Here is a 19,607-nt window from a genome sequence, read left to right on the forward strand (position 1 = left end):
TCTTTAGTGTTTTTCGATAAACAATTTAGTGTTCACTTCATCAAAAGCAACTTCCGTGCCTTTTTCTAATTTTTCTTCAAAATCCAACTCAGCTGTCAAAGTTTCAGTCTTAATATAAGTAAGGTTGCTTGCAACTGCCTGTTCCACGAAGCCATCCTTTAACATCTTTATATCGATTTTATCCGTGACCTCAAACCCAGATTCTTTACGAATATTCTGTATTCTATTCACCAACTCTCTGGCAATACCTTCTTTTCGTAAATCCTCGTTGATGGTAACATCCAAAGCAACGGTTAACTTGCCTGAAGTGGCCACCAACCAACCTTCAATATCTTGAGAACTGATCTCTACATCCTGTAACTGTAAATTAATACTTTTATTTTCTAATTCGATGGATAATTCGCCCTCTTGTTCAATTTTTTGGATATCCTCCTGAGTAAAAGCACTTACCATTTGGGCGATTTTCTTCATATCCTTCCCAAATTTAGGGCCCAAAGTCTTAAAATTGGGTTTGATCCGCTTTACAAGAATACCGGAAGCGTCATCCAACAATTGAATTTCCTTTACGTTTACCTCGGATTTTATCAAATCTGAAACGGCTAGTATATCCATTCGGTCCCTTTCATCCAGAATTGGTATCATTATCCTTTGTAGCGGTTGCCTTACTTTAATTTTTTCCTTTTGGCGAATGGAGAGCACCAATGACGAAATTGTTTGTGCCTTGTTCATTTTGGCCTCCAGTCCTTTATCTATCAAATCGATATTTGCTTTGGGGAAATCCGCTAAATGCACACTTTCAAAATCTTCAGACTTTGTTGTTGCAATTAAATCCCTATACAACTGATCCATAAAAAAGGGTGCAACCGGGGCCGATAATTTGGAGACCGTAATCAAACAGGTATATAAGGTCTGGTAAGCGGCAATCTTATCCTTTTCATAATCGCCTTTCCAAAAACGCCTCCTGCACAGACGCACGTACCAATTGCTCAAATTTTCCTGTACAAAATCCGATATGGCCCTAGTGGCCTTGGTAGGCTCATAGTCCGCATATGCATTATCAACAGTGGTTATGAGCGAATTCAGTTCGGAAAGAATCCATCGGTCTATTTCCGGTCGTTCCGATATAGCAATATCAGATTCCGTATACGCAAAAGCATCAATATTAGCATAGAGCGCAAAGAACGAATAGGTATTGTAAAGGGTTCCAAAAAATTTTCGTTTCACCTCAACTATTCCCTCCAAATCAAATTTGAGGTTATCCCAAGGATTGGCGTTGCTGATCATATACCAACGTGTGGCATCCGCCCCATGTTCGTTCATAGTCTCGAACGGGTCGACAGCATTGCCCAGGCGTTTGGACATTTTTTTGCCCTCCTTATCCAATACAAGACCATTGGAAACTACATTTTTATAGGCGACCGAATCAAAAACCATTGTGGCTATGGCATGTAAAGTGTAAAACCAACCTCTTGTTTGGTCAACGCCTTCCGCAATAAAATCCGCAGGAAAAGTCTTTCCTGCATCTATTAATTCTTTGTTCTCGAACGGGTAGTGCCATTGTGCATAGGGCATGGAACCGCTATCGAACCAAACATCTATTAAATCCGCTTCGCGCTTCATAGGCTTACCGGAGGCAGAAACCAAAGTAATTTGATCTACGATATTTTTATGTAAATCTATTTTATCATAGTTCTCCTCGGATATATCGCCCGTTACGAAGTCCGAAAAAATATCCTTCTCCAAAACCCCTGCTTCAATGGCTTTGGCCATCTCCAACTTTAATTCCGCAACCGAACCAATCATAATTTGTTCTGTTCCATCATCGGTACGCCAGATGGGTAAGGGAATACCCCAATAACGGGAACGGGATAAGTTCCAATCGTTCGCATTGGCAAGCCAATTCCCAAATCTGCCTTCTCCTGTTGCCTTAGGTTTCCAATTTATGGTTTGGTTCAGATTGAACATACGGTCCTTGACGTCCGTAATCTTAATGAACCACGAATCCAACGGATAATACAATATAGGTTTGTCAGTACGCCAACAGTTCGGATAACTGTGAACGTACTTCTCTACCTTAAATGCCTTGTTTTCTTCTTTAAGTTTGATGGCGATTTCCACATCAATGGACCTTTCGGGCGCCTCACCATCATCATAATATTCGTTCTTTACGTACTTGCCTCCAAATTCCTTTAGTTCCGATCTAAACCTACCTTGCAAATCTACCAACGGAACCGGATTGTCATTTTCATCCAATACCAATAGGGGTGGCACTTCAGGAACAGCTTGTTTGGCCACCAAGGCATCATCTGCTCCAAAAGTTGGTGCCGTATGAACAATTCCCGTACCATCTTCGGTGGTTACAAAATCCCCGGCAATGACGCGGAAAGCGTTTTCCGGATTTTCGTAAGGCAGTACGTAGTCTATAAGTTGCTCGTAGCGTATCTCCAACAAGTCTTTCCCTTTAAATTCCTTAACAACGTAAAAAGGAATTTTTTTGTCACCCGATTTATAGTCTAGTAACGCAGGTTTCTCTTCAACCTCATGGAATTTTCCCGCAAACTGTTTCCCGACCAAATTTTTGGCAAGTATAACGTTCATAGGTTTGAATGTATATTGATTGTACGTTTCAACCAATACATAATCTATTTTTGCGCCAACCGTAAGTGCAGTGTTCGATGGCAAAGTCCATGGGGTGGTGGTCCAAGCCAAAAAGTAAATATCTCCCTCGTTCTGCAAGAAATCCGGCAGTGTACTTTCAACTGCCTTAAATTGCGCCGTAACAGTGGTATCCGTAGCATCTTGATAGGTCCCTGGCTGGTTCAACTCATGGGAACTTAGTCCTGTACCTGCCTTTGGAGAATACGGTTGTATGGTATAGCCTTTGTAAATAAGGCCTTTATCATAAATCTGTTTAAGCAACCACCAAACGGACTCCATATATTTGGATTTGTAGGTGATGTACGGGTCTTCCATATCTACCCAGTAACCTACTTGCTCGGTCATGGCATTCCAAACATCAGTGTAACGCATTACCGCTTTCTTGCATGCCGCATTGTATTCTTCAACCGATATCTTCGTGCCAATATCCTCTTTGGTAATTCCCAATTCCTTTTCAACTCCCAGTTCAATGGGCAGCCCATGGGTATCCCAACCAGCCTTTCGTTTCACCTGATACCCTTTCATGGTTTTGTACCTCGGAAAAATGTCTTTTATGGTACGCGCCATGACATGGTGAATTCCCGGCATTCCGTTTGCAGAAGGCGGACCTTCATAAAAAACATAGCTATCCTTGCCTTCCCTAGAAGAAACACTTTTTTCAAAAATGGCATTCGTTTTCCAGTAGCTCAGAACCTCTTCTGCAACCTTTGGTAAATCTAATCCTTGATATTCTTCGAACTTCATACGAAATGCTTATGATACTGGCTTTTAAGGCTGCAAAATTATAAAATTTAGATTTAACGGACCCCTAATTCATTAACCGAAATACGCTAAAAACGAGAGATTAATTAAATTCTAGATCGTTTACGTCCAAATCATGCTTTAAAGCGTATATGTGTTTATAACAATCACTAAAAAATCAGTAAAATGAAAAAAGTAATTTTAGGTTCAGTTCTAGTATTGGCAATGAGTATTTCCTTTGTGTCTTGTAGGGAAACTGCCGACAAAGCTCAGAACGCCGCCGAAAAAGCAGGCGAGTCATTGGAAGATGCCGGTGAAGCATTGGAAGAAGCAGGAGAAGATTTAAAGGAAGTTGGAGAAAATGCCATGGAAGCAACCGGTGACGCCATAGATAAGGCAGCTGAAGCAACTGACGAAGCTGCGGATGCAGTAAAAGAAGCTGGCGAGGAAGCTATGGACTCCGCAAAAAAGGCAGGTGAAGATATCAAAAAAGCGACCAAGGACGCTGCGGATAAAACAGCCGAGAAAGCCAAAGAGGTAAAAGACGCCGTAAAGAACTAAGAAGGTAATATATTGGAAAAAAGCCCGCTAATTAGCGGGCTTTTTTCGTTTAAAACTCATATCCTAATCCCAAAATCAAATTACTTCCGGGAGCAACAATTCCGGAAGAATAGGTCCTGTAACGCTGATTTGTAATGTTTTCAAGACTCAGGGATGCTTTTAAGCGACTGTTAAAATCATACTGGGAACGAAAATTTAAAGTATACCATGATGGTGAATAGGGGTTCCCATTTGCATCAGTTGCATAAATGAACTCTTTGGACCGCTCGGAAAGCGCCAAATCCTCAAATTCCAAGGCACCATTAAAATTTAAGAAGAAATCGGTTTTCAATTTTTGATTCTTCCATAGTACATGGAAGTCCCCGAAAGTTGGTGCTGCATGCCTGGCCGGAGAATCCGTTCCATCATCCTCTTCCTCTATACCTTCTGTTACCGTAAGATTAGAAGATAGAGACCAGTGCTCCGTTAAAAAAGCATCCAATCCCAATTCAAATCCGTAGACGTAAGCCTTGGCTGCATTTTGAATGGCCTGTACATTACTCAGTTCCCCATTATAATCAATTTGGGACATGCCATTAAAAGTGAAATCCCTTCTAACAAGGGCATCGACCAAATAGGTATAGAAAGTGGCTCCTTTAAGGACAACCTTGTCCTTAAAGTTTTTACGAATACCTAGTTCCACGTTATAGGCATACTCAGGTTCCAAATCTGGATTAGGAACCACTACGGCACCCGGTTCAGAATCAAAAATTTTGCCAACATCATCAATATTCGGGGCTCTAAATCCGGTAGACCCATTGGCGGTTATCTGTAGGTTTTTTCTGGGGAACCAACTAAAACCAATACTACCAGTGAGTGCTCCTGTACTTAGGTCGGCATCCTCAAAAGGAAACGAATAATAAGTGGTGTCGAACAAAGCATCTATCCATATGTGGCTATACCGTAGTCCGGACATTAAGGTAAAATTTGGTTTCGCCCTATATTCCCCGTTCACATAGCCCGCTAGACTTTTCCACGTGGAATTATCCGGGTACCTAGAGGGTGATCCAAACGTCTCGTTCGTTTCAATATTGATATCCAATCCATTGGAATATACTTTGTTGAAAATAAATTCAGTACCATAGTATAATCTAAAGTTCCCGATTTTCTTATTCTCAAAATCCATATTCAGATTTAGCGCATCCACTTTTTCTTGGGTTCGATTAAGCAAAACGTCATCAAAATCCCTATCATTTCTACTTTCTTGAAAATGTTGATAGGCAGCGGTCAACTTTAAACCATCATAGAATTTGCCGTTTCCTTGTTTATTTACTTGAAGATTGCTCATGAACCATTTCTGAGGCCCATAAAACCATTCTGCCGAACGTAGCCCTTCACCGTCCACAGATGGGCGTATTAACCGATCATATCTGGAAAAATCGGAGGTTTCCGAATAGAAAACCCCTAAATTCATATCCCATTGAGTGTTAGGTTTAAACCTAAGTTTCTGCATAAAATTGATTTGGTCGTAACCGGTTGGTACTTGCTTTTCCGGATTTGGATTAGCAATTAGGTTATCTTCACCATTAATGGTTTCAACATAATTGTTCCTCAAATACGATTCTGGTCCATGCTGACCCATTCTCAAATCCTGAAAATTATTATAGGTTAAACTTGTTATCGATGCCCAACGTTTTTTGCCGAGACCAATATCCGCATGTATCGTATTTTCAGTATTCGCGGATGAGAAACGATAATTACCGTTTCCGGATATAATAAGACTATCCGTCTGATTAAGTAATGGCGTCTTGGTGTAGAAATTCATAACGCCTCCAATGGCATCGCTCCCGTAGATTACGGACCCAGGTCCAAAGATGATTTCTGTATTCCTGATGGTGAAAGGATCTATGGAAATTACGTTTTGTAAATTACCTCCCCGGAAAATTGCATTGTTCATTCGTACCCCATCCACGGAAAGTACCAATCTATTAGTGGAAAAACCCCTTATCATTGGACTACCGCCACCCAATTGACTCTTCTGAACAAATACTTTACCACTCTGTTGCAGCAAATCTGCCGATGTTTGCGGAGCGGTAAATGCTATTGTCCTAGCATCTATCCCTACAATTTTATTAGGTATGTCCTTCTTTTGCTGTTCCCATTTTGAAACGGACATGACCACCTCATCCAGTTGTTCGGGTTTCATAGCCAATATTACTTTTTGACCCTGTTTACGGATCTGGGATTTCGTAACACGCAGAACCTCGTAACTAATATGTTTAAAAGTAATGCGTTCATAATTGGAGAAAATGGAAATATCAAAATTCCCATCAAAATCTGTCAATGCAATTTTGGATTTATCCGAGTTGAATATGGCCACGTTGGAAATAGGATCTCTCGAGTCTTGATCAAGAACCGTTACTTTCTGTGACCATCCAATAGCCATAAAGAGCAATGCACAAGTAACAATGAATTTATGCATACTAATTAAAAACTTCATTAAGAATAGCAAGGGATTTAGGTTTTCTGAATCCCTGTAAATGTAATTCAAAATAGAGGATAAGGGATTGTAACAATTGCTGACGATTGGCCTTCCTCATTTTGATTGTATGAATAGCATCAAAATTTATGCCTAAAAAAAGTTTTAGGTGATTAAGGTTCTCGCCAGTGAGCATTGGGTTAAGGGACGGTGTATTCGTAAATTCACCCTCAAGCAAATCAAATGAAGATGCGTCCATTTGATTAGTGTCCGGATAAAAGCCTAAATACTTGCTAAGTGCCAGAAGGAAGTACAGATGGAAATTGCCGATATCCTCCTTAATGTCCAACCACTGGAAGGATGCTTCCAAAAAATTGAAAAGTTCCATATTCTGCTCTTCTTCATGAATGCTATTCCCCAACATTTCTGCCAAAAATATGGTCATGGCATTCTTCGCAATATTCGTATGAAGGGTCTGGTAATGATTGTAAACTTTAGCTTCTCTAATACTCTCCAGCATACCCTTATTCCTATGTATAGCCACTAGTTCCAACTGAGTCAAAGGTTGAAAATATGAAGTGCGCAGTTTTCCCCTTTTTGAAGTCAAAATTCCTTTAAGCATATATGATTTTAGACCATCCGAAGCGGTAAAAATCTTTGCGATGAGGCTGGTATCCCCATACTTTAAGGATGTCAGGACAATGCCCTTAGTGGATACTTGCATTTGCTTAGGTTGGGTCTGGTGCAAAGATAAAGGATAGAAAAGTATATCGTGCCCGCTCAAGTAATCCGAATAAACTTCAATGGAAAAAGGTCAGAGAGTTGAGAATATTCTCAATTTTCTGACCCAATGATACTGTAATAAAATAGTATCGACTAGTGTTGGAAGGGTATATTTAGATTACTCCTTGAGCCAACATGGCGTCCGCTACTTTAACAAAGCCAGCAATATTGGCTCCTTTTACGTAGTTACAATAACCATCTTCTTCTTTTCCGTACTCAATACAAGAATCATGAATGTCTTCCATTATCCCTTTTAAGCGCTCATCTACCTCTTCACGTGTCCAACTAATTCTTAGCGAGTTTTGTGACATTTCAAGCCCCGAGGTGGCGACACCCCCAGCATTAGAAGCTTTCCCTGGAGCAAATAATATTTTAGCCTTATGAAAAGTATGTACAGCATCGGCGGTACAAGGCATATTAGCTCCTTCCGCTACGCACATACATCCGTTATCTATTAGGTTTTGAGAATCTTTTTCCTCCAATTCGTTTTGTGTGGCACAGGGCAGAGCTATTTCACATTTAACGTCCCAAGGCGTTTTTCCTTTGTGGAACTTAGCGGACGAATATTTATCTACGTACTCGGATATCCTACCTCTCTTGTTATTTTTCAAATCCATAACAAAAGCTAGTTTCTTCGCGTCAATACCGTCTTCATCATAAATGTATCCGCCAGAATCTGAAAGCGTTACCACTTTCCCTCCTAATTGAATTACTTTTTCAGCGGCATATTGGGCCACGTTTCCTGAACCGGAAATTACGACAGTTTTACCATCAAAATCTTCGCCCTTGGTTTTTAGCATACTCTGGGCAAAATATACGGTACCGTAGCCTGTCGCCTCTGGACGAATCTTGGAACCGCCCCAAGAAAGCCCTTTACCAGTAAGTACCCCAGTAAATTCATTTCTTATTTTCTTGTACATTCCAAAAAGGAATCCTATTTCCCGTGCACCAACGCCTATATCGCCAGCAGGAACATCCGTATTAGGGCCTATGTGTCTATTTAATTCCAACATAAAGGCGTGACAAAAGCGCATTACTTCATCATCGGATTTACCTTTTGGGTCAAAATCCGAACCTCCCTTACCACCTCCCATGGGTAGTGTTGTTAAGCTATTTTTAAAAACTTGTTCAAAAGCCAAAAACTTCAAGATACTAGCGTTTACCGTTGGGTGAAAACGAAGACCTCCCTTATAAGGCCCTATAGCCGAATTCATTTGTATACGGTAACCACGGTTTACATGAATTTCCCCATCATCGTCTACCCAAGCTACCCTAAAAGAAATTAGTCGCTCAGGCTCAACCATTCTGAGAAGAATATTTTTTCCGTTGTAAATTTCGTGCTTAGCGATATAAGGTATTACGGTCTCTGCTACTTCCTGCACCGCTTGTATGAATTCTGGTTCATGACCATTCCTGGTCTTAACCTCCTCCATGAAACCATCTATTTTCTCTTGTATTTTTGCTTCCATAAAGCTATTTAAAATTTGTTAGTGTTGATGAATTCAAAATATATCGGCAAAAATATAGTATTATTATAATTTTAAATGTTGTTTTTTTATAATTCATCAAAAATTATTGATTTATTTATAATATTCTGATTTTACTGAAAGAAAAAGGTGTTTCCCTAGGAAATAGTATAAAATAGTTAGGTTCTATCCAATAGCTTGCTCTAAATCCGCAATAAGGTCGTCCGCATCCTCAATGCCTACACTCAACCGAATCAAGGCATCTACGACGCCGCTTTTTTCCCTCTCACTCTTTGGAATACTGGCATGGGTCATACTTGCCGGGTGACCGGCCAAACTTTCTACTCCTCCCAAGGACTCTGCCAATGTAAAGACCTTTAGTTTCTCCACAATTTTAATGGCATCGTCGTAGCTGCTTCCTTTAGTTATAAAAGATAACATCCCGCCGAAATCCTTCATTTGGCTTTTTGCTATACTATGATTTGGGTGATCCTCGAACCCTGGCCAATATACCTTCTCTATTTTGGGGTGTTTGGTCAAAAATTCTGCAATGGCTTTTCCGTTTTCACAGTGGCGTTGCATTCTTACGTGCAACGTTTTTATTCCCCTAAGTGTGAGAAAACTGTCCATAGGCCCACATACGGCACCGCTGGCATTTTGAATAAAGTAAAGCTTTTCCGCCAATTCCTTATCCTTTACCACAAGAGCCCCGACCACCACGTCACTATGTCCTCCCAGATATTTAGTTGCGGAATGCATCACAATATCGGCTCCCAAATCTAGGGGTAACTGTAGATATGGAGTTGCAAACGTATTATCCACGGCCAATAGAATTTCATTCTTTTTTGCCAATTGGGAAACAGCTTTTATATCTATGATGTTCATCATAGGATTAGTTGGAGTTTCTACCCAGATAAGCTTTGTGTTTTTAGTAATGGCTTTTTCAATATTATCGACATTTTGCATCCCGATGAAATGAAATGATATACCGTATTTTTCAAAAATCTGTTTAAACAACCGGTAGCTACCACCATAAAGATCGTTCGTGGAAACCACCTCGTCCCCGGGATTTAATAATTTTATAACCGCATCTATGGCAGCAAGGCCACTACCAAAGGCCAATCCATAATTCCCATTTTCAATACTGGCAAGGGAATTCTCCAAAGCCGTTCTAGTTGGATTGGCACTCCGGGAATATTCATAGCCTTGATGCCCTCCTGGCGTTGACTGTGCGTAGGTGGAGGTTTGATATATTGGAGGCATAACAGAACCGTAGGCTTTATCCGGTTGCTGTCCACCGTGAATCGTTTTACTATTGAATTTTAGTTTTTTATCACTCATTATTTATAAATATTCCTACAAATGTATCGTTATCTTTCCGAGAATACAATGAAGCCTTATTTTTGTCTTAAAACCTAATCTTGCCTATGAAAATCCGAATCATTTGTACGTTGTTCCTATTCGCCTGTATAAGTTGTGAAAAAGATGGAAAGCTTACATTTGAAGCCACCACTTTTGACCAGGAAAACTGCGATGATTGCCCTTTGGTAACCATCACCGTTCCAAAAGCCTTGGGAACCTCTAAAATTGTTCGCACAGTGAATGATGTCGTAACTGAGGAAATTATTTCCTTATTGAATTTTGACGAAGACAACGATGCCGAAACGATTAATAGTGCGATGGAATCCTTTCGAAAAGAGTACCAAACCTTAAAGGAGAAATTTCCAGAAGAATCTATGCAATGGGAAGCTGAAATCCAAGGAGATGTTGTATTTGAAGATGCCCGTATATTGACTATTCGTTTAAAGTCTTATCTGTTTACAGGTGGGGCGCATGGCTATAGCACTATCCGATTTTCAAATTTTGACAAACGAAAGGGAATCGAACTGGAAAATTCAAAGCTTTTTAAAAATAAAGGTGCGTTCATGGATTTGGCGGAGGCGAAGTTTCGTTCACAAGAAAAAATCCCGGCTACACAGTCTATAAACAGTACGGGGTTTATGTTCGACGGAGAAACCTTTTATCTTCCCGAAAATATTGGTTTTACCCCGGAGGGAATACAATTATTATATAATCAATATGAAGTAGCATCCTATGCAGATGGGCCCATTATACTTACCCTACCCTATGATGAGGTTAAAGATTACTTGACCGTGAAAATTAAAACTTGAAGAACGACCATTCACAACATGTTCCGGAGTGCTAGAATACTACCCAGATGTAATCCCTCGTGAAATAAATTAAAGGAGATAGCGTCATCGATATTACCTAAAGTTACTTTAGCACTTGTAGTATATTCATGATAATCCTTGAAGATACCGGACTCGTAATCCTCCTTTGTCCATTGAATAGTTGGTATTAATAACTCATCTATTGTTTTAATTTCAGTTTCGGTAGCATGTCCGTCGGGTACGGTACCTTTTTTAAATTTATCCACAAATTCGTTTGGAATACGCATCTGAATTCCGCTTAATTTATAAATGAGCAACTGTTGCGTGACGACCACATGGGCAATGTTCCACCAGATATTATTTCTGAAACCTGCTGGGATTTTCAATAAGTTCTCTTTAGAAGTATTATTTAAAATATAATGGAGATTTTTTCGATTTTGAAGTGTAAATTCTAACTGATTTTTCAAGAGGGCGTTGTTTTAAATTATTTTTAAAAATAGCACATTTAGTGAGATTTAGGTTTCTTTGTTGTGTAAACCAATCTTTTAACTGGATGAAAAAAATATACCACTTAAGCACCTGCGACACTTGCCAAAGAATTCTTAAAGAATTGCACCCATTAGAAGGGTTTACACTACAGGATATAAAGTCCGAAAGTATCACAGCAAAACAATTGGAACAAATGCGAGAATTGAGCGGAAGCTATGAAGCCCTGTTCAGTAAAAGAGCCAGATTGTATCGGGAAAAGGGATTGAATGATAAAAAACTCTCGGAAACCGATTATAAGAATCTTATTCTAGAACATTATACCTTTTTAAAGCGCCCTGTTGTTCAAGTTGATAGTCAAATTTTTATCGGCAACAGTAAAAAAGTGGTTTCCGCCGCAAAAGAATCCATTCACTCGTGAACAAAAGAACGCTGGCCATAGCGGCCGCCATAGGGGCTACAACGATATACGGGCTCAACCACACCATTGCTAAAGCAGTCATGCCGGCCTTTGTTCAACCGTTGGGGTTCATTATGTTAAGGGTTATAGGTGCCGCTTTTTTATTTTGGCTTATTTCACTCATTGGGCCCAAAGAAAAGATAGAGAAAAAAGACTATTTACGCATGTTGCTCTGTGCCGTTCTGGGCATGGGCTTTAATATGTTGGTCTTTTTTAAAGGGTTGTCCTTATCCACTCCCATTAACAGTTCCGTTTTGGTGACTACGACCCCCATTATTGTATTAATACTCTCCGCAATATTGATTAAGGAAAAAATATCCACTAGAAAAATAGTAGGTATAGCAATAGGACTTCTTGGGGCCTTGGGACTTATATTGTTCAGTACAGAAATTCGACAAGACGCTCCAAATATTCCTTTAGGGAATTTTCTTATTCTATTGAACTCTGTATTCTATGGTTCATACCTCATCATCGCCAAAACGTTGATTGCCAAATACCATCCCTTTACATTTATGAAATGGCTTTTTACTTTGGGCATACTCATCTGTTTGCCTTTCGGTTATCAGGAGTTTATTGAAATTGATTTTGTAAACTTACCGCTTGAAGCTATTTGGCGGATTGCCTTCGTTATTTTAGGAACTACTTTTTGCACATACCTGTTCAACATTTTTGCACTTACCCAACTAAAGGCGTCTACCCTTAGTGCTTTTGTATATATACAACCACTCATAGGAATCATCTACGCTATCTCCACTGGGCAAGACACCTTGACGACTGTTAAAATAGTAGCGGCTAGTTTGGTACTTCTTGGAGTTTATTTGGCCAGTAAAAAACCAACTTTGCCACAAAGTGGAAGGACATTATAAAGATAGTATTTTTACTATGCATGCATACTATTCAGTAAAATATCCTAGTTTTGGAAATCGGGGACTATTAATATCTCCGGCACTTCGAACTTTAAAGTTTTAAACTCTTACTCCATGAATCAAAAACCGGCCTTCATTAAAGATTTATCCTTACCTGCCATTGCAGCACCAATGTTTCTGATTTCAGGACCAAAATTAGTCGTGGAATGTTGTAAAAATGGTATTGTTGGTACTTTTCCTGCCTTAAATCAAAGAACTAGCGAGGGCTTTGAAGAGTGGCTCGTAGAAATAAAGTCGGAACTTCAAAAATTTGAAGAAGAAACAGGGAAAAAGGCCGCTCCGTATGGGGTCAACCTCATCGTACATCCCACCAATCCAAGATTAGAGGCAGATATAAAGTTGTGCGTAAAACACAAAGTTCCCATTATCATTACTTCTCTGGGTGCGGTGTCTATGGTAGTAAATGCTATCCATAGCTATGGGGGGCTTGTTTTTCATGATATTATTAAGAAGCGGCATGCAGAAAAAGCGGCTGAAGCCGGTGTTGACGGACTAATTCTCGTAGCGGCCGGAGCAGGTGGCCATGCAGGCACCATCAATCCCATGACACTTGTAGCCGAAATAAAGAAAATCTTCAAAAAAACCATCATACTTTCTGGTTGTATAAGTACAGGAAGGGATATTGCCTCCGCTATGCAAATGGGTGCAGATTTAGCGTATATGGGAACACGCTTTATCAACACCGATGAGAGTAAGGCAACGCCAGAATACCGTCAGATGATTATTGATGCAGGGGCAAGTGATATCGTTTATACGGCATCCATTTCTGGAGTACACGCCAACTTTTTGGGCTCAAGTTTAAAAGCGGCTGGTATAACGGAAGAAGACTTGAAAAAAGATACCAAAATAGATTTTGGAAAGGAACTGGACACGGAAGCCAAGGCTTGGAAAACTATTTGGTCCGCAGGTCAAGGTTCGGCCTTAATAGATAATTCCATACCGGTTTCCGAATTGGTTGCCAACTTAAAATCGGAGTTCAAATCGGCCATAGAAGAACAATCCAAAATCTTGGAAATCTATCCGAAGTAAAAAAAATCAAGATGCTTTTCCAATCCTGATCAAACTATAACCGTTGACCTTATATTCAGCTCTCCTAAGAATTGATGTACCTGACTTACGGCCATAGAACCTTCACCTACAGCGGAAGCAACACGTTTCACGGAGCCCTTCCTTACATCTCCGACGGCAAAAAATCCGGGAATACTTGTCTCCATAGACTGTGGCTTACGTTTTTTGAAGATATCACATTTGTATAAATCCTTTTCCGCGATACCAGGGCCGGTGCAAATGAATCCTTTTTCATCCGTAGCGATCAAGTCACCTAACCAATCCGTACAAGGTTTTGCTCCAATAAAAGTGAATAAATTTGTGATTTCCTTCTCACTCCGCTCTCCTTCTTTTGTCTCTAAAACAAGCGATTCCAAATGGTGTTCTCCATTCAATTCAACGACCTCCGTATGCAGAAGCACTTCAATATTGGGTGCCGCTTCAATTCGCTGTACCAAGTAATCGCTCATCTTTGCACCTAAATCTCCCCCTCTTAAAATTACATAAACCGTTTTAGCATGATCCGCTAAAAACAAGGCCGCCTGCCCTGCGGAATTGCCACCGCCAACAACGCCTACTTCTTCATCCTTACAGTCCGAGGCATTCATTCCAGTAGCGGAATAGTACACTCCGCTACCTTCATATTTTTCAATATTATCGATGGGAAGTTTTTGATAATTAGCTCCTGTTGCCGCCATAATCGCTTTGGTCTTGATTGTCTTTCCATTCGTAGCACAAAGAATAAAATGTTCCCCGGTATGTTCTAAACTTTCCGCCTCGTGGGGAATAGAAATATTACACCCGAACTTTTGTGCCTGCACGTAGGCACGATTGGCCAGATCACTTCCCGAAATCCCTGTGGGAAATCCTAAATAATTTTCGATTTTAGAACTTTTACCGGCCTGCCCTCCAGGTGCTTTGCTATCTATCGTAACAACACTTAAGCCTTCAGAAGCCGCATAGACACTTGCCGCAAGACCGGCCGGACCGGCACCGATGACCAAAAGATCAAAAACCTTGTCTTCAAAGTCCATAAGCACACCCGCGTACCTGGCCAGTTCATCCAAAGATGGGTTCTGACAAACTTTTGAATCGGAATTGATTAAAATGGGCAACTCCTCTTCTGTAATGTTGAAATTTTCCAATAAGGCCTGAGCTTCATTTGAAACATCAACGTCCAAAAAATTATACCAAATATGGTTCTTATCCATAAAGTCCCTAATCTCATAGGTTTCTTTGGAATTCCCCGAACCTACTAGTCTAATCCCGCCTGTATACTCGTTCAAGACGGTCTCTTGGCGCAGTAAAAAGGCATTTAGCAACACATCGCTAATATCGCTGTGTTCTGCTATGGCCTCCTTTAACTTCTTTGGATTTATGCGAAGTAAAGAGGTTCCAACCTTTGCAACAGCATGAAACTGTGCTCCACGATTACTTAACATACCACTATCCCCGGAAAATTCATTCTTTCCGTGTTTCACTATCACCTTATTATCGTTAGAAGGGTCTTCTATGGACACTTCCCCGTTCAATATTACGAAGAAGTCATATTGGAGATCCCCCGAAGTAAAAACCCGAGTATCCTCATTATGGTTGTCAATACTGCCATATTTTTTAAGTGTATTTATTTGTCTTTGGGTTAATTCTGGAAAACGTGGGTCTTTCATATTCTTATTGATATTTAGCGTTTTGTTCATGGATATTGCATCACATCCATTTTGCATTAAGTTCTGTAGAAACGATTGCGGTTTACCCGTGGGTGTCGCCATGTTTTCTAGAATGCTTATTCGGTGAACTATCAAAAAATAGTAGCTATCACAGCTTAGATAAGCTCTTTAATAAACCCATCCAATACCGTTAGTGAGGCATTCCTCACATTCATGATTTTTTGGGGTTTTTTACCGAAATAATCTCTTTCAACGTCCGCATTTTTCTTTTCCTACTGCCATACCTAAAATTACAACAAAGTTTAATATCCCATTAGTTGATAGGATAGGATTATCAAAGTTTTAAGTATTTTTAGTCGTGATTGTTCGTAACACTTAGTATCAATTTACAAATCAATAGTACATATAGGTAAAAAAGAAAATTGGCTGGTGTGTTGTACTCGTAGACGCTTTAAAAAATTTAATTTTTTCCACCGTTTATACCACTTTGGTTTTTTGAATGTGCCATTGAAATTGATTTAAGGGATAGGCTAGAAGAAAAAGAACTTCCTTAACCCTTTGAGCCTAAAAATAATATTCTATATTGAAAATCGGTTTCCGATTTAAAGAAACAGTTAAAACGAATCTCATTTCCATAGTTTGTTATGCCCATTCTGAGTTCCAACTACAATCCACCCTTATTCTACAAAAACGGGCACTTATCTACCATATATGCCGGACTCCTACGTAAAGTCCCAGGATTGGAGCAACAAAGAGAACGGATTACCCTTTCTGACGGCGATTTTTTGGACCTGGACTGGAGCTATTCTAGCAAGGCAACCGATAAAGTAGTTGTTCTTTTACATGGCCTCGAAGGGAATGCCCAACGCGCCTATATGAAAGGAAGTGCAAAAGCATTCATTACGGCTGGCTATGACGTATGTGCAGTTAATTTTAGGGGCTGCAGTGGGGAATCCAATTTAACCTATAGGTCTTACCATTCTGGGGCTACGGAGGATTTAATCGAAATTTTAGGACACATAATATCGCTAGATAAATATTCAAAATACTTTCTGAAGGGATTTAGCCTTGGCGGTAATCTTATTTTGAAATATTTGGGCGAGGGGAACTCTGTTCCTTCTCAGATTAAAGGTGGGATTGCCATATCCGCTCCATGCCAATTAGCAGACTCATTAACCCAGTTGTTGACCCTTAAAAATATCGCCTACGCCAAAAGATTCAAGAAGCACCTCATCGAAAAATTAAGGGCAAAACAAGAATTATTTCCGGATTTAATTTCAGATTCCGATATTCAGAACGTTATAACCTTAAAGGACTTTGACGATATTTATACCAGTAGGGCGCATGGTTTTACGGATGCTATGGATTATTACAGACAGTCTAGTTCATTACAGTTCCTTCCCAACATAAATATACCTACGCTTATTATAAACGCGCAGAACGATTCGTTTTTAGGAGAAGCTTGCTATCCAATTGAAGAGGCAAAATATTGTGAGAATATTTATCTAGAGGTTCCAAAATATGGCGGGCATGTAGGATTTTATGGGCGAAACAATATCACTTATTCCGAAGAACGCGCGGTAGATTTTTTTTCTGGCCTTTGAGTTTAAGTTTTGAATTTCACTATTTTTTTGTGCTGAAAAGGATAGAACGCCAACAAATAAAAATTCCTATCTTAGTCTTTCCTTAAAGCAAAATTAAACTGAACAACATGCGAAAACTATTCACCTTAATAGCCATGAGTGCCTTAATGGCTAGCTGCGGCGAAAAGAAAGAAGAAAAGAAAGAAGGTTTTGAAATGAACCGGACTAAAAAAGAGGTCAAAGCGGCTGACACTTCAGAAGGAGTTCCCGTAGACATGGACAATAAGGGTGTAGGACCTATTACCTCGGTTACCTTTGCAGACGAAATTGATGCGGATATGGCCGCTGCAGGTCAAGCCAAATATCAAGCTATTTGTACCGCCTGCCATATGGCCGAACAACGCATGATAGGCCCAGCATTGAAAGGCGTTTACGAGCGTAGAAGTCCGGAGTGGGTCATGAATATGATCTTGAACCCTGACGGTATGCTTAAGGAAGACCCCATTGCAAAAGCACTGCTTAAAGAATACAACAACGCTATTATGCTTAATCAAAACCTTACTGAAGAAGAGGCTCGAAATGTTGCCGAGTATCTAAGAACTTTATAAAGTTTTAATTCTTATAATTTTAATGCCGTTATCCGTTGAATAAGATAACGGCATTTTTAGTTGTAAAGATTTTTCCTTTTTGTTATTTGAATACCTATGGATGTTTATTCCGTATTCCGTAAATCTTAATGGCGTAAACTAAAAAATACTCATTCTTAGGTGTTTATTCAAATGAGCCAGCCTCCCTTTCTTTGTTCAGAAATTTAGTTGGCCCATTATTCGTAGCCCTAGTATCATTTTTAAGGAACTATGGTAAATCCATACTTATGGGCTTTTACAATGCTTGAACTAAACGAGAAATTTTACAAAATGCTTCCAATTATATAGTTTGTGTATCTTAGAGTAGGAATTGAACCTGTTCTAAATTACTGGTCATGCAAATGCTAGAAAACCTTAGGTCGACCACCAAAAAAATATACTATACCCTAGAACCCCGAATAAAAGCAGAACGAATTATTTCTGTTATCCTTGTAATGACACCCCTAATCCTGTGGCTCGCGGATGGCGCACTAGAAGTTCGTGAAAGCATTAGCAACTACGCATATATGACCTTTAGCTATTGGTATGGAAGTCTTTTGGCTTTGGCCGGTGCCATGTTCATTTTTAACGGAGCAATCCACATGCAACCCCATGAGGCGGGAGAACCATCTGTTTCCAAAGTAGGGAAAGGCTATAATATTATCTTAGGTATTTCCTTGTTTGGTGTTATCTATTTTAGACATCTGGACTATCCTGTTTGGCATTATTCTTTTGCCATTATCTTTTTTGCAGGTTCTGCCCTCATCACCGCCTTTGTTTCCAATGAAGAAAAACATTGGTCACGCTATGTGCTTGCGCTTGCCGTTGTACTTCCAGTAGTACTTGCTTTGGATTTTATTGGGGTTTTTAGTCTTTTTTGGGGCGAATCCATTTCCCTGTTTTTTATTGCCACTCATTATATGTTGGAGTCTTAATATTTGATTGCCAAATGATATTGTTCACTTTAGCAGCAAACTATCTAATGTTTCCCGCACTAGCGTTCTACTCCAATCGCCTTCACCCTTTTCCTTCATAACCACTTTTCCCGTTTGGTCTATGAGGTAATTAGTGGGAATACTTCGTTCCAGAAGTGATTCCGGGGTTTCCATATTTGGAAATACAACTGGAAGATTCAATTGCTTTTTCTTAAGAAACCTTTCTACCACCTCCGGTTTTTCCTTGGTTATCAATACAAAATCTATTTTAGCTCCATAGTCATTGTATAGTTCCTGAATACTCGGTAATTCTACTATACAAGGAGGGCACCATGTTGCCCAGTAGCTTATGAAAGTTACGCGCCCTTTTCCAATGTCAATAGGATTCAAATCACCCTCAAGATTGGTTAATTGGTAGGTAAAGGGAGTAAGTTCATCACCCACATTAACTGAGTTAATAGGCGGTAAAAATAATTTTACCCTTACAGTATTTATTGCTCGCTTTATAGGCCTTCTCGTTTGTGGAATAAGCACCAAAGCCACTAGGAGCAATAACAATATACTACCTGACTTGAATATTCTTTTTTTCATTGATGGCAAAGTTAAAAATTGCATTGTGAATAACCTGGCTTAAAATTACGCAACTCCCACCCTATAGCTTCGTTATTAATTTCAAAAAAAATAGCCCCAGAGCTATTTTTTTGTTTATCAATATCCATTAATAAATGAAGTGTATTTATTGAAATCTTAATAAAAATTGACTGTTTAGAATACTGAATTCATTATCAAATCGTTTCTTATAAGTGACCAGGTGTCTTATTGTGTATATGTATAGATGAACTGGAACCGAAGACCAGTCTTTATGAAAAAGAGTTTGACAAGCTTAGTAACTAATGTACTATTCTTAGCTTTCTTTAAGGACTCCCAAAAGGAACAATAGGCAGTGGAAACAACCATTAATTCTAACGTTAACGATGCTCATAATAAGGTCGAGGAATAGAGCCCGTTTAAAGGAATTGGATAGTATTAACCCTACGAA

General features: G+C 39.6%; 16 protein-coding genes. 8 read left to right on the forward strand and 8 right to left on the reverse strand.

Annotated elements, in window-relative coordinates:
- Positions 1-3 precede the first annotated feature (3 nt).
- The gene (gene ileS / locus N8A89_RS06905; protein ID WP_289645162.1) at positions 4-3,402 is read right to left on the reverse strand and encodes an isoleucine--tRNA ligase; all 3,399 of its coding nucleotides are present in this window, start codon (positions 3,400-3,402) and stop codon (positions 4-6) included.
- 183 nt (positions 3,403-3,585) lie between these two features.
- Here ileS and N8A89_RS06910 point away from each other — a divergent pair, with 183 nt between their 5' ends.
- Positions 3,586-3,960 (forward strand): hypothetical protein, encoded by a 375-nt coding sequence (locus tag N8A89_RS06910; RefSeq protein WP_281541599.1) that lies wholly within the window; start codon positions 3,586-3,588, stop codon positions 3,958-3,960.
- Between the two features lie 49 nt (positions 3,961-4,009).
- On the opposite strand, the gene N8A89_RS06915 is transcribed toward N8A89_RS06910, so the two are convergent.
- The 4 genes from N8A89_RS06915 to N8A89_RS06930 form a co-directional block, all read right to left on the reverse strand.
- Positions 4,010-6,439 (reverse strand): TonB-dependent receptor, encoded by a 2,430-nt coding sequence (locus tag N8A89_RS06915; RefSeq protein ID WP_289645163.1) that lies wholly within the window; start codon positions 6,437-6,439, stop codon positions 4,010-4,012.
- The gene (gene recO, locus N8A89_RS06920; protein WP_281541600.1) at positions 6,423-7,142 is read right to left on the reverse strand and encodes a DNA repair protein RecO; all 720 of its coding nucleotides are present in this window, start codon (positions 7,140-7,142) and stop codon (positions 6,423-6,425) included. The genes N8A89_RS06915 and recO overlap by 17 nt, the downstream gene beginning before the upstream one ends.
- 172 nt (positions 7,143-7,314) lie before the next feature.
- Positions 7,315-8,670, reverse strand: coding sequence for an NADP-specific glutamate dehydrogenase (gdhA, locus tag N8A89_RS06925; RefSeq protein WP_430682104.1), 1,356 nt, complete (start codon positions 8,668-8,670; stop codon positions 7,315-7,317).
- A gap of 183 nt (positions 8,671-8,853) precedes the next feature.
- Entirely contained in the window at positions 8,854-10,008 is a 1,155-nt protein-coding gene (locus N8A89_RS06930; protein ID WP_281541601.1) for a cystathionine gamma-synthase, read from the reverse strand.
- Positions 10,009-10,094: 86 nt separating this feature from the next.
- On the opposite strand from N8A89_RS06930, the gene N8A89_RS06935 reads away from it, so the two are divergent.
- Positions 10,095-10,838: a DUF3298 and DUF4163 domain-containing protein gene (locus N8A89_RS06935; protein ID WP_281541602.1), complete on the forward strand. Its 744-nt coding sequence runs from the start codon at positions 10,095-10,097 to the stop codon at positions 10,836-10,838.
- Positions 10,839-10,849: 11 nt separating this feature from the next.
- Here the strand turns inward: N8A89_RS06935 and N8A89_RS06940 are convergent, their stop codons facing one another.
- The gene (locus N8A89_RS06940; RefSeq protein WP_281541603.1) at positions 10,850-11,305 is read right to left on the reverse strand and encodes a DinB family protein; all 456 of its coding nucleotides are present in this window, start codon (positions 11,303-11,305) and stop codon (positions 10,850-10,852) included.
- Positions 11,306-11,391: 86 nt separating this feature from the next.
- Between N8A89_RS06940 and N8A89_RS06945 the strand changes: the two genes are divergently transcribed.
- The 3 genes from N8A89_RS06945 to N8A89_RS06955 all read left to right on the forward strand — a co-directional run bounded on the left by N8A89_RS06945 (position 11,392) and on the right by N8A89_RS06955 (position 13,739).
- Positions 11,392-11,745 carry an arsenate reductase family protein gene (locus N8A89_RS06945; protein ID WP_281541604.1) on the forward strand — a complete coding sequence of 118 codons (354 nt, stop codon included), beginning with the start codon at positions 11,392-11,394 and terminating at the stop codon, positions 11,743-11,745.
- Positions 11,742-12,650, forward strand: a complete 909-nt coding sequence (locus N8A89_RS06950; RefSeq protein WP_281541605.1) for a DMT family transporter — start codon at positions 11,742-11,744, stop codon at positions 12,648-12,650. The genes N8A89_RS06945 and N8A89_RS06950 overlap by 4 nt, the downstream gene beginning before the upstream one ends.
- A gap of 114 nt (positions 12,651-12,764) precedes the next feature.
- Positions 12,765-13,739 (forward strand): NAD(P)H-dependent flavin oxidoreductase, encoded by a 975-nt coding sequence (locus N8A89_RS06955; RefSeq protein WP_289645164.1) that lies wholly within the window; start codon positions 12,765-12,767, stop codon positions 13,737-13,739.
- A 29-nt stretch (positions 13,740-13,768) separates the two neighbouring features.
- Here the strand turns inward: N8A89_RS06955 and N8A89_RS06960 are convergent, their stop codons facing one another.
- Positions 13,769-15,526 carry a cyclic nucleotide-binding domain-containing thioredoxin-disulfide reductase gene (locus tag N8A89_RS06960; protein WP_289645165.1) on the reverse strand — a complete coding sequence of 586 codons (1,758 nt, stop codon included), beginning with the start codon at positions 15,524-15,526 and terminating at the stop codon, positions 13,769-13,771.
- Positions 15,527-16,068: 542 nt separating this feature from the next.
- Here N8A89_RS06960 and N8A89_RS06965 point away from each other — a divergent pair.
- The 3 genes from N8A89_RS06965 to N8A89_RS06975 all read left to right on the forward strand — a co-directional run bounded on the left by N8A89_RS06965 (position 16,069) and on the right by N8A89_RS06975 (position 18,568).
- Positions 16,069-17,028: a YheT family hydrolase gene (locus N8A89_RS06965; protein WP_289645166.1), complete on the forward strand. Its 960-nt coding sequence runs from the start codon at positions 16,069-16,071 to the stop codon at positions 17,026-17,028.
- Positions 17,029-17,135: 107 nt separating this feature from the next.
- The gene (locus N8A89_RS06970) at positions 17,136-17,615 is read left to right on the forward strand and encodes a c-type cytochrome (RefSeq protein ID WP_281541610.1); all 480 of its coding nucleotides are present in this window, start codon (positions 17,136-17,138) and stop codon (positions 17,613-17,615) included.
- A gap of 374 nt (positions 17,616-17,989) precedes the next feature.
- A complete protein-coding gene (locus tag N8A89_RS06975; protein WP_281541611.1) occupies positions 17,990-18,568 on the forward strand; it encodes a DUF7103 family protein in 579 nt (192 codons plus the stop codon).
- Between the two features lie 24 nt (positions 18,569-18,592).
- Here the strand turns inward: N8A89_RS06975 and N8A89_RS06980 are convergent, their stop codons facing one another.
- Positions 18,593-19,159, reverse strand: a complete 567-nt coding sequence (locus tag N8A89_RS06980) for a TlpA family protein disulfide reductase (RefSeq protein ID WP_281541612.1) — start codon at positions 19,157-19,159, stop codon at positions 18,593-18,595.
- Between the last annotated feature and the right edge of the window lie 448 nt (positions 19,160-19,607).

Source organism: Maribacter aestuarii (assembly GCF_027474845.2).
GTDB classification, from domain to species: domain Bacteria; phylum Bacteroidota; class Bacteroidia; order Flavobacteriales; family Flavobacteriaceae; genus Maribacter; species Maribacter aestuarii.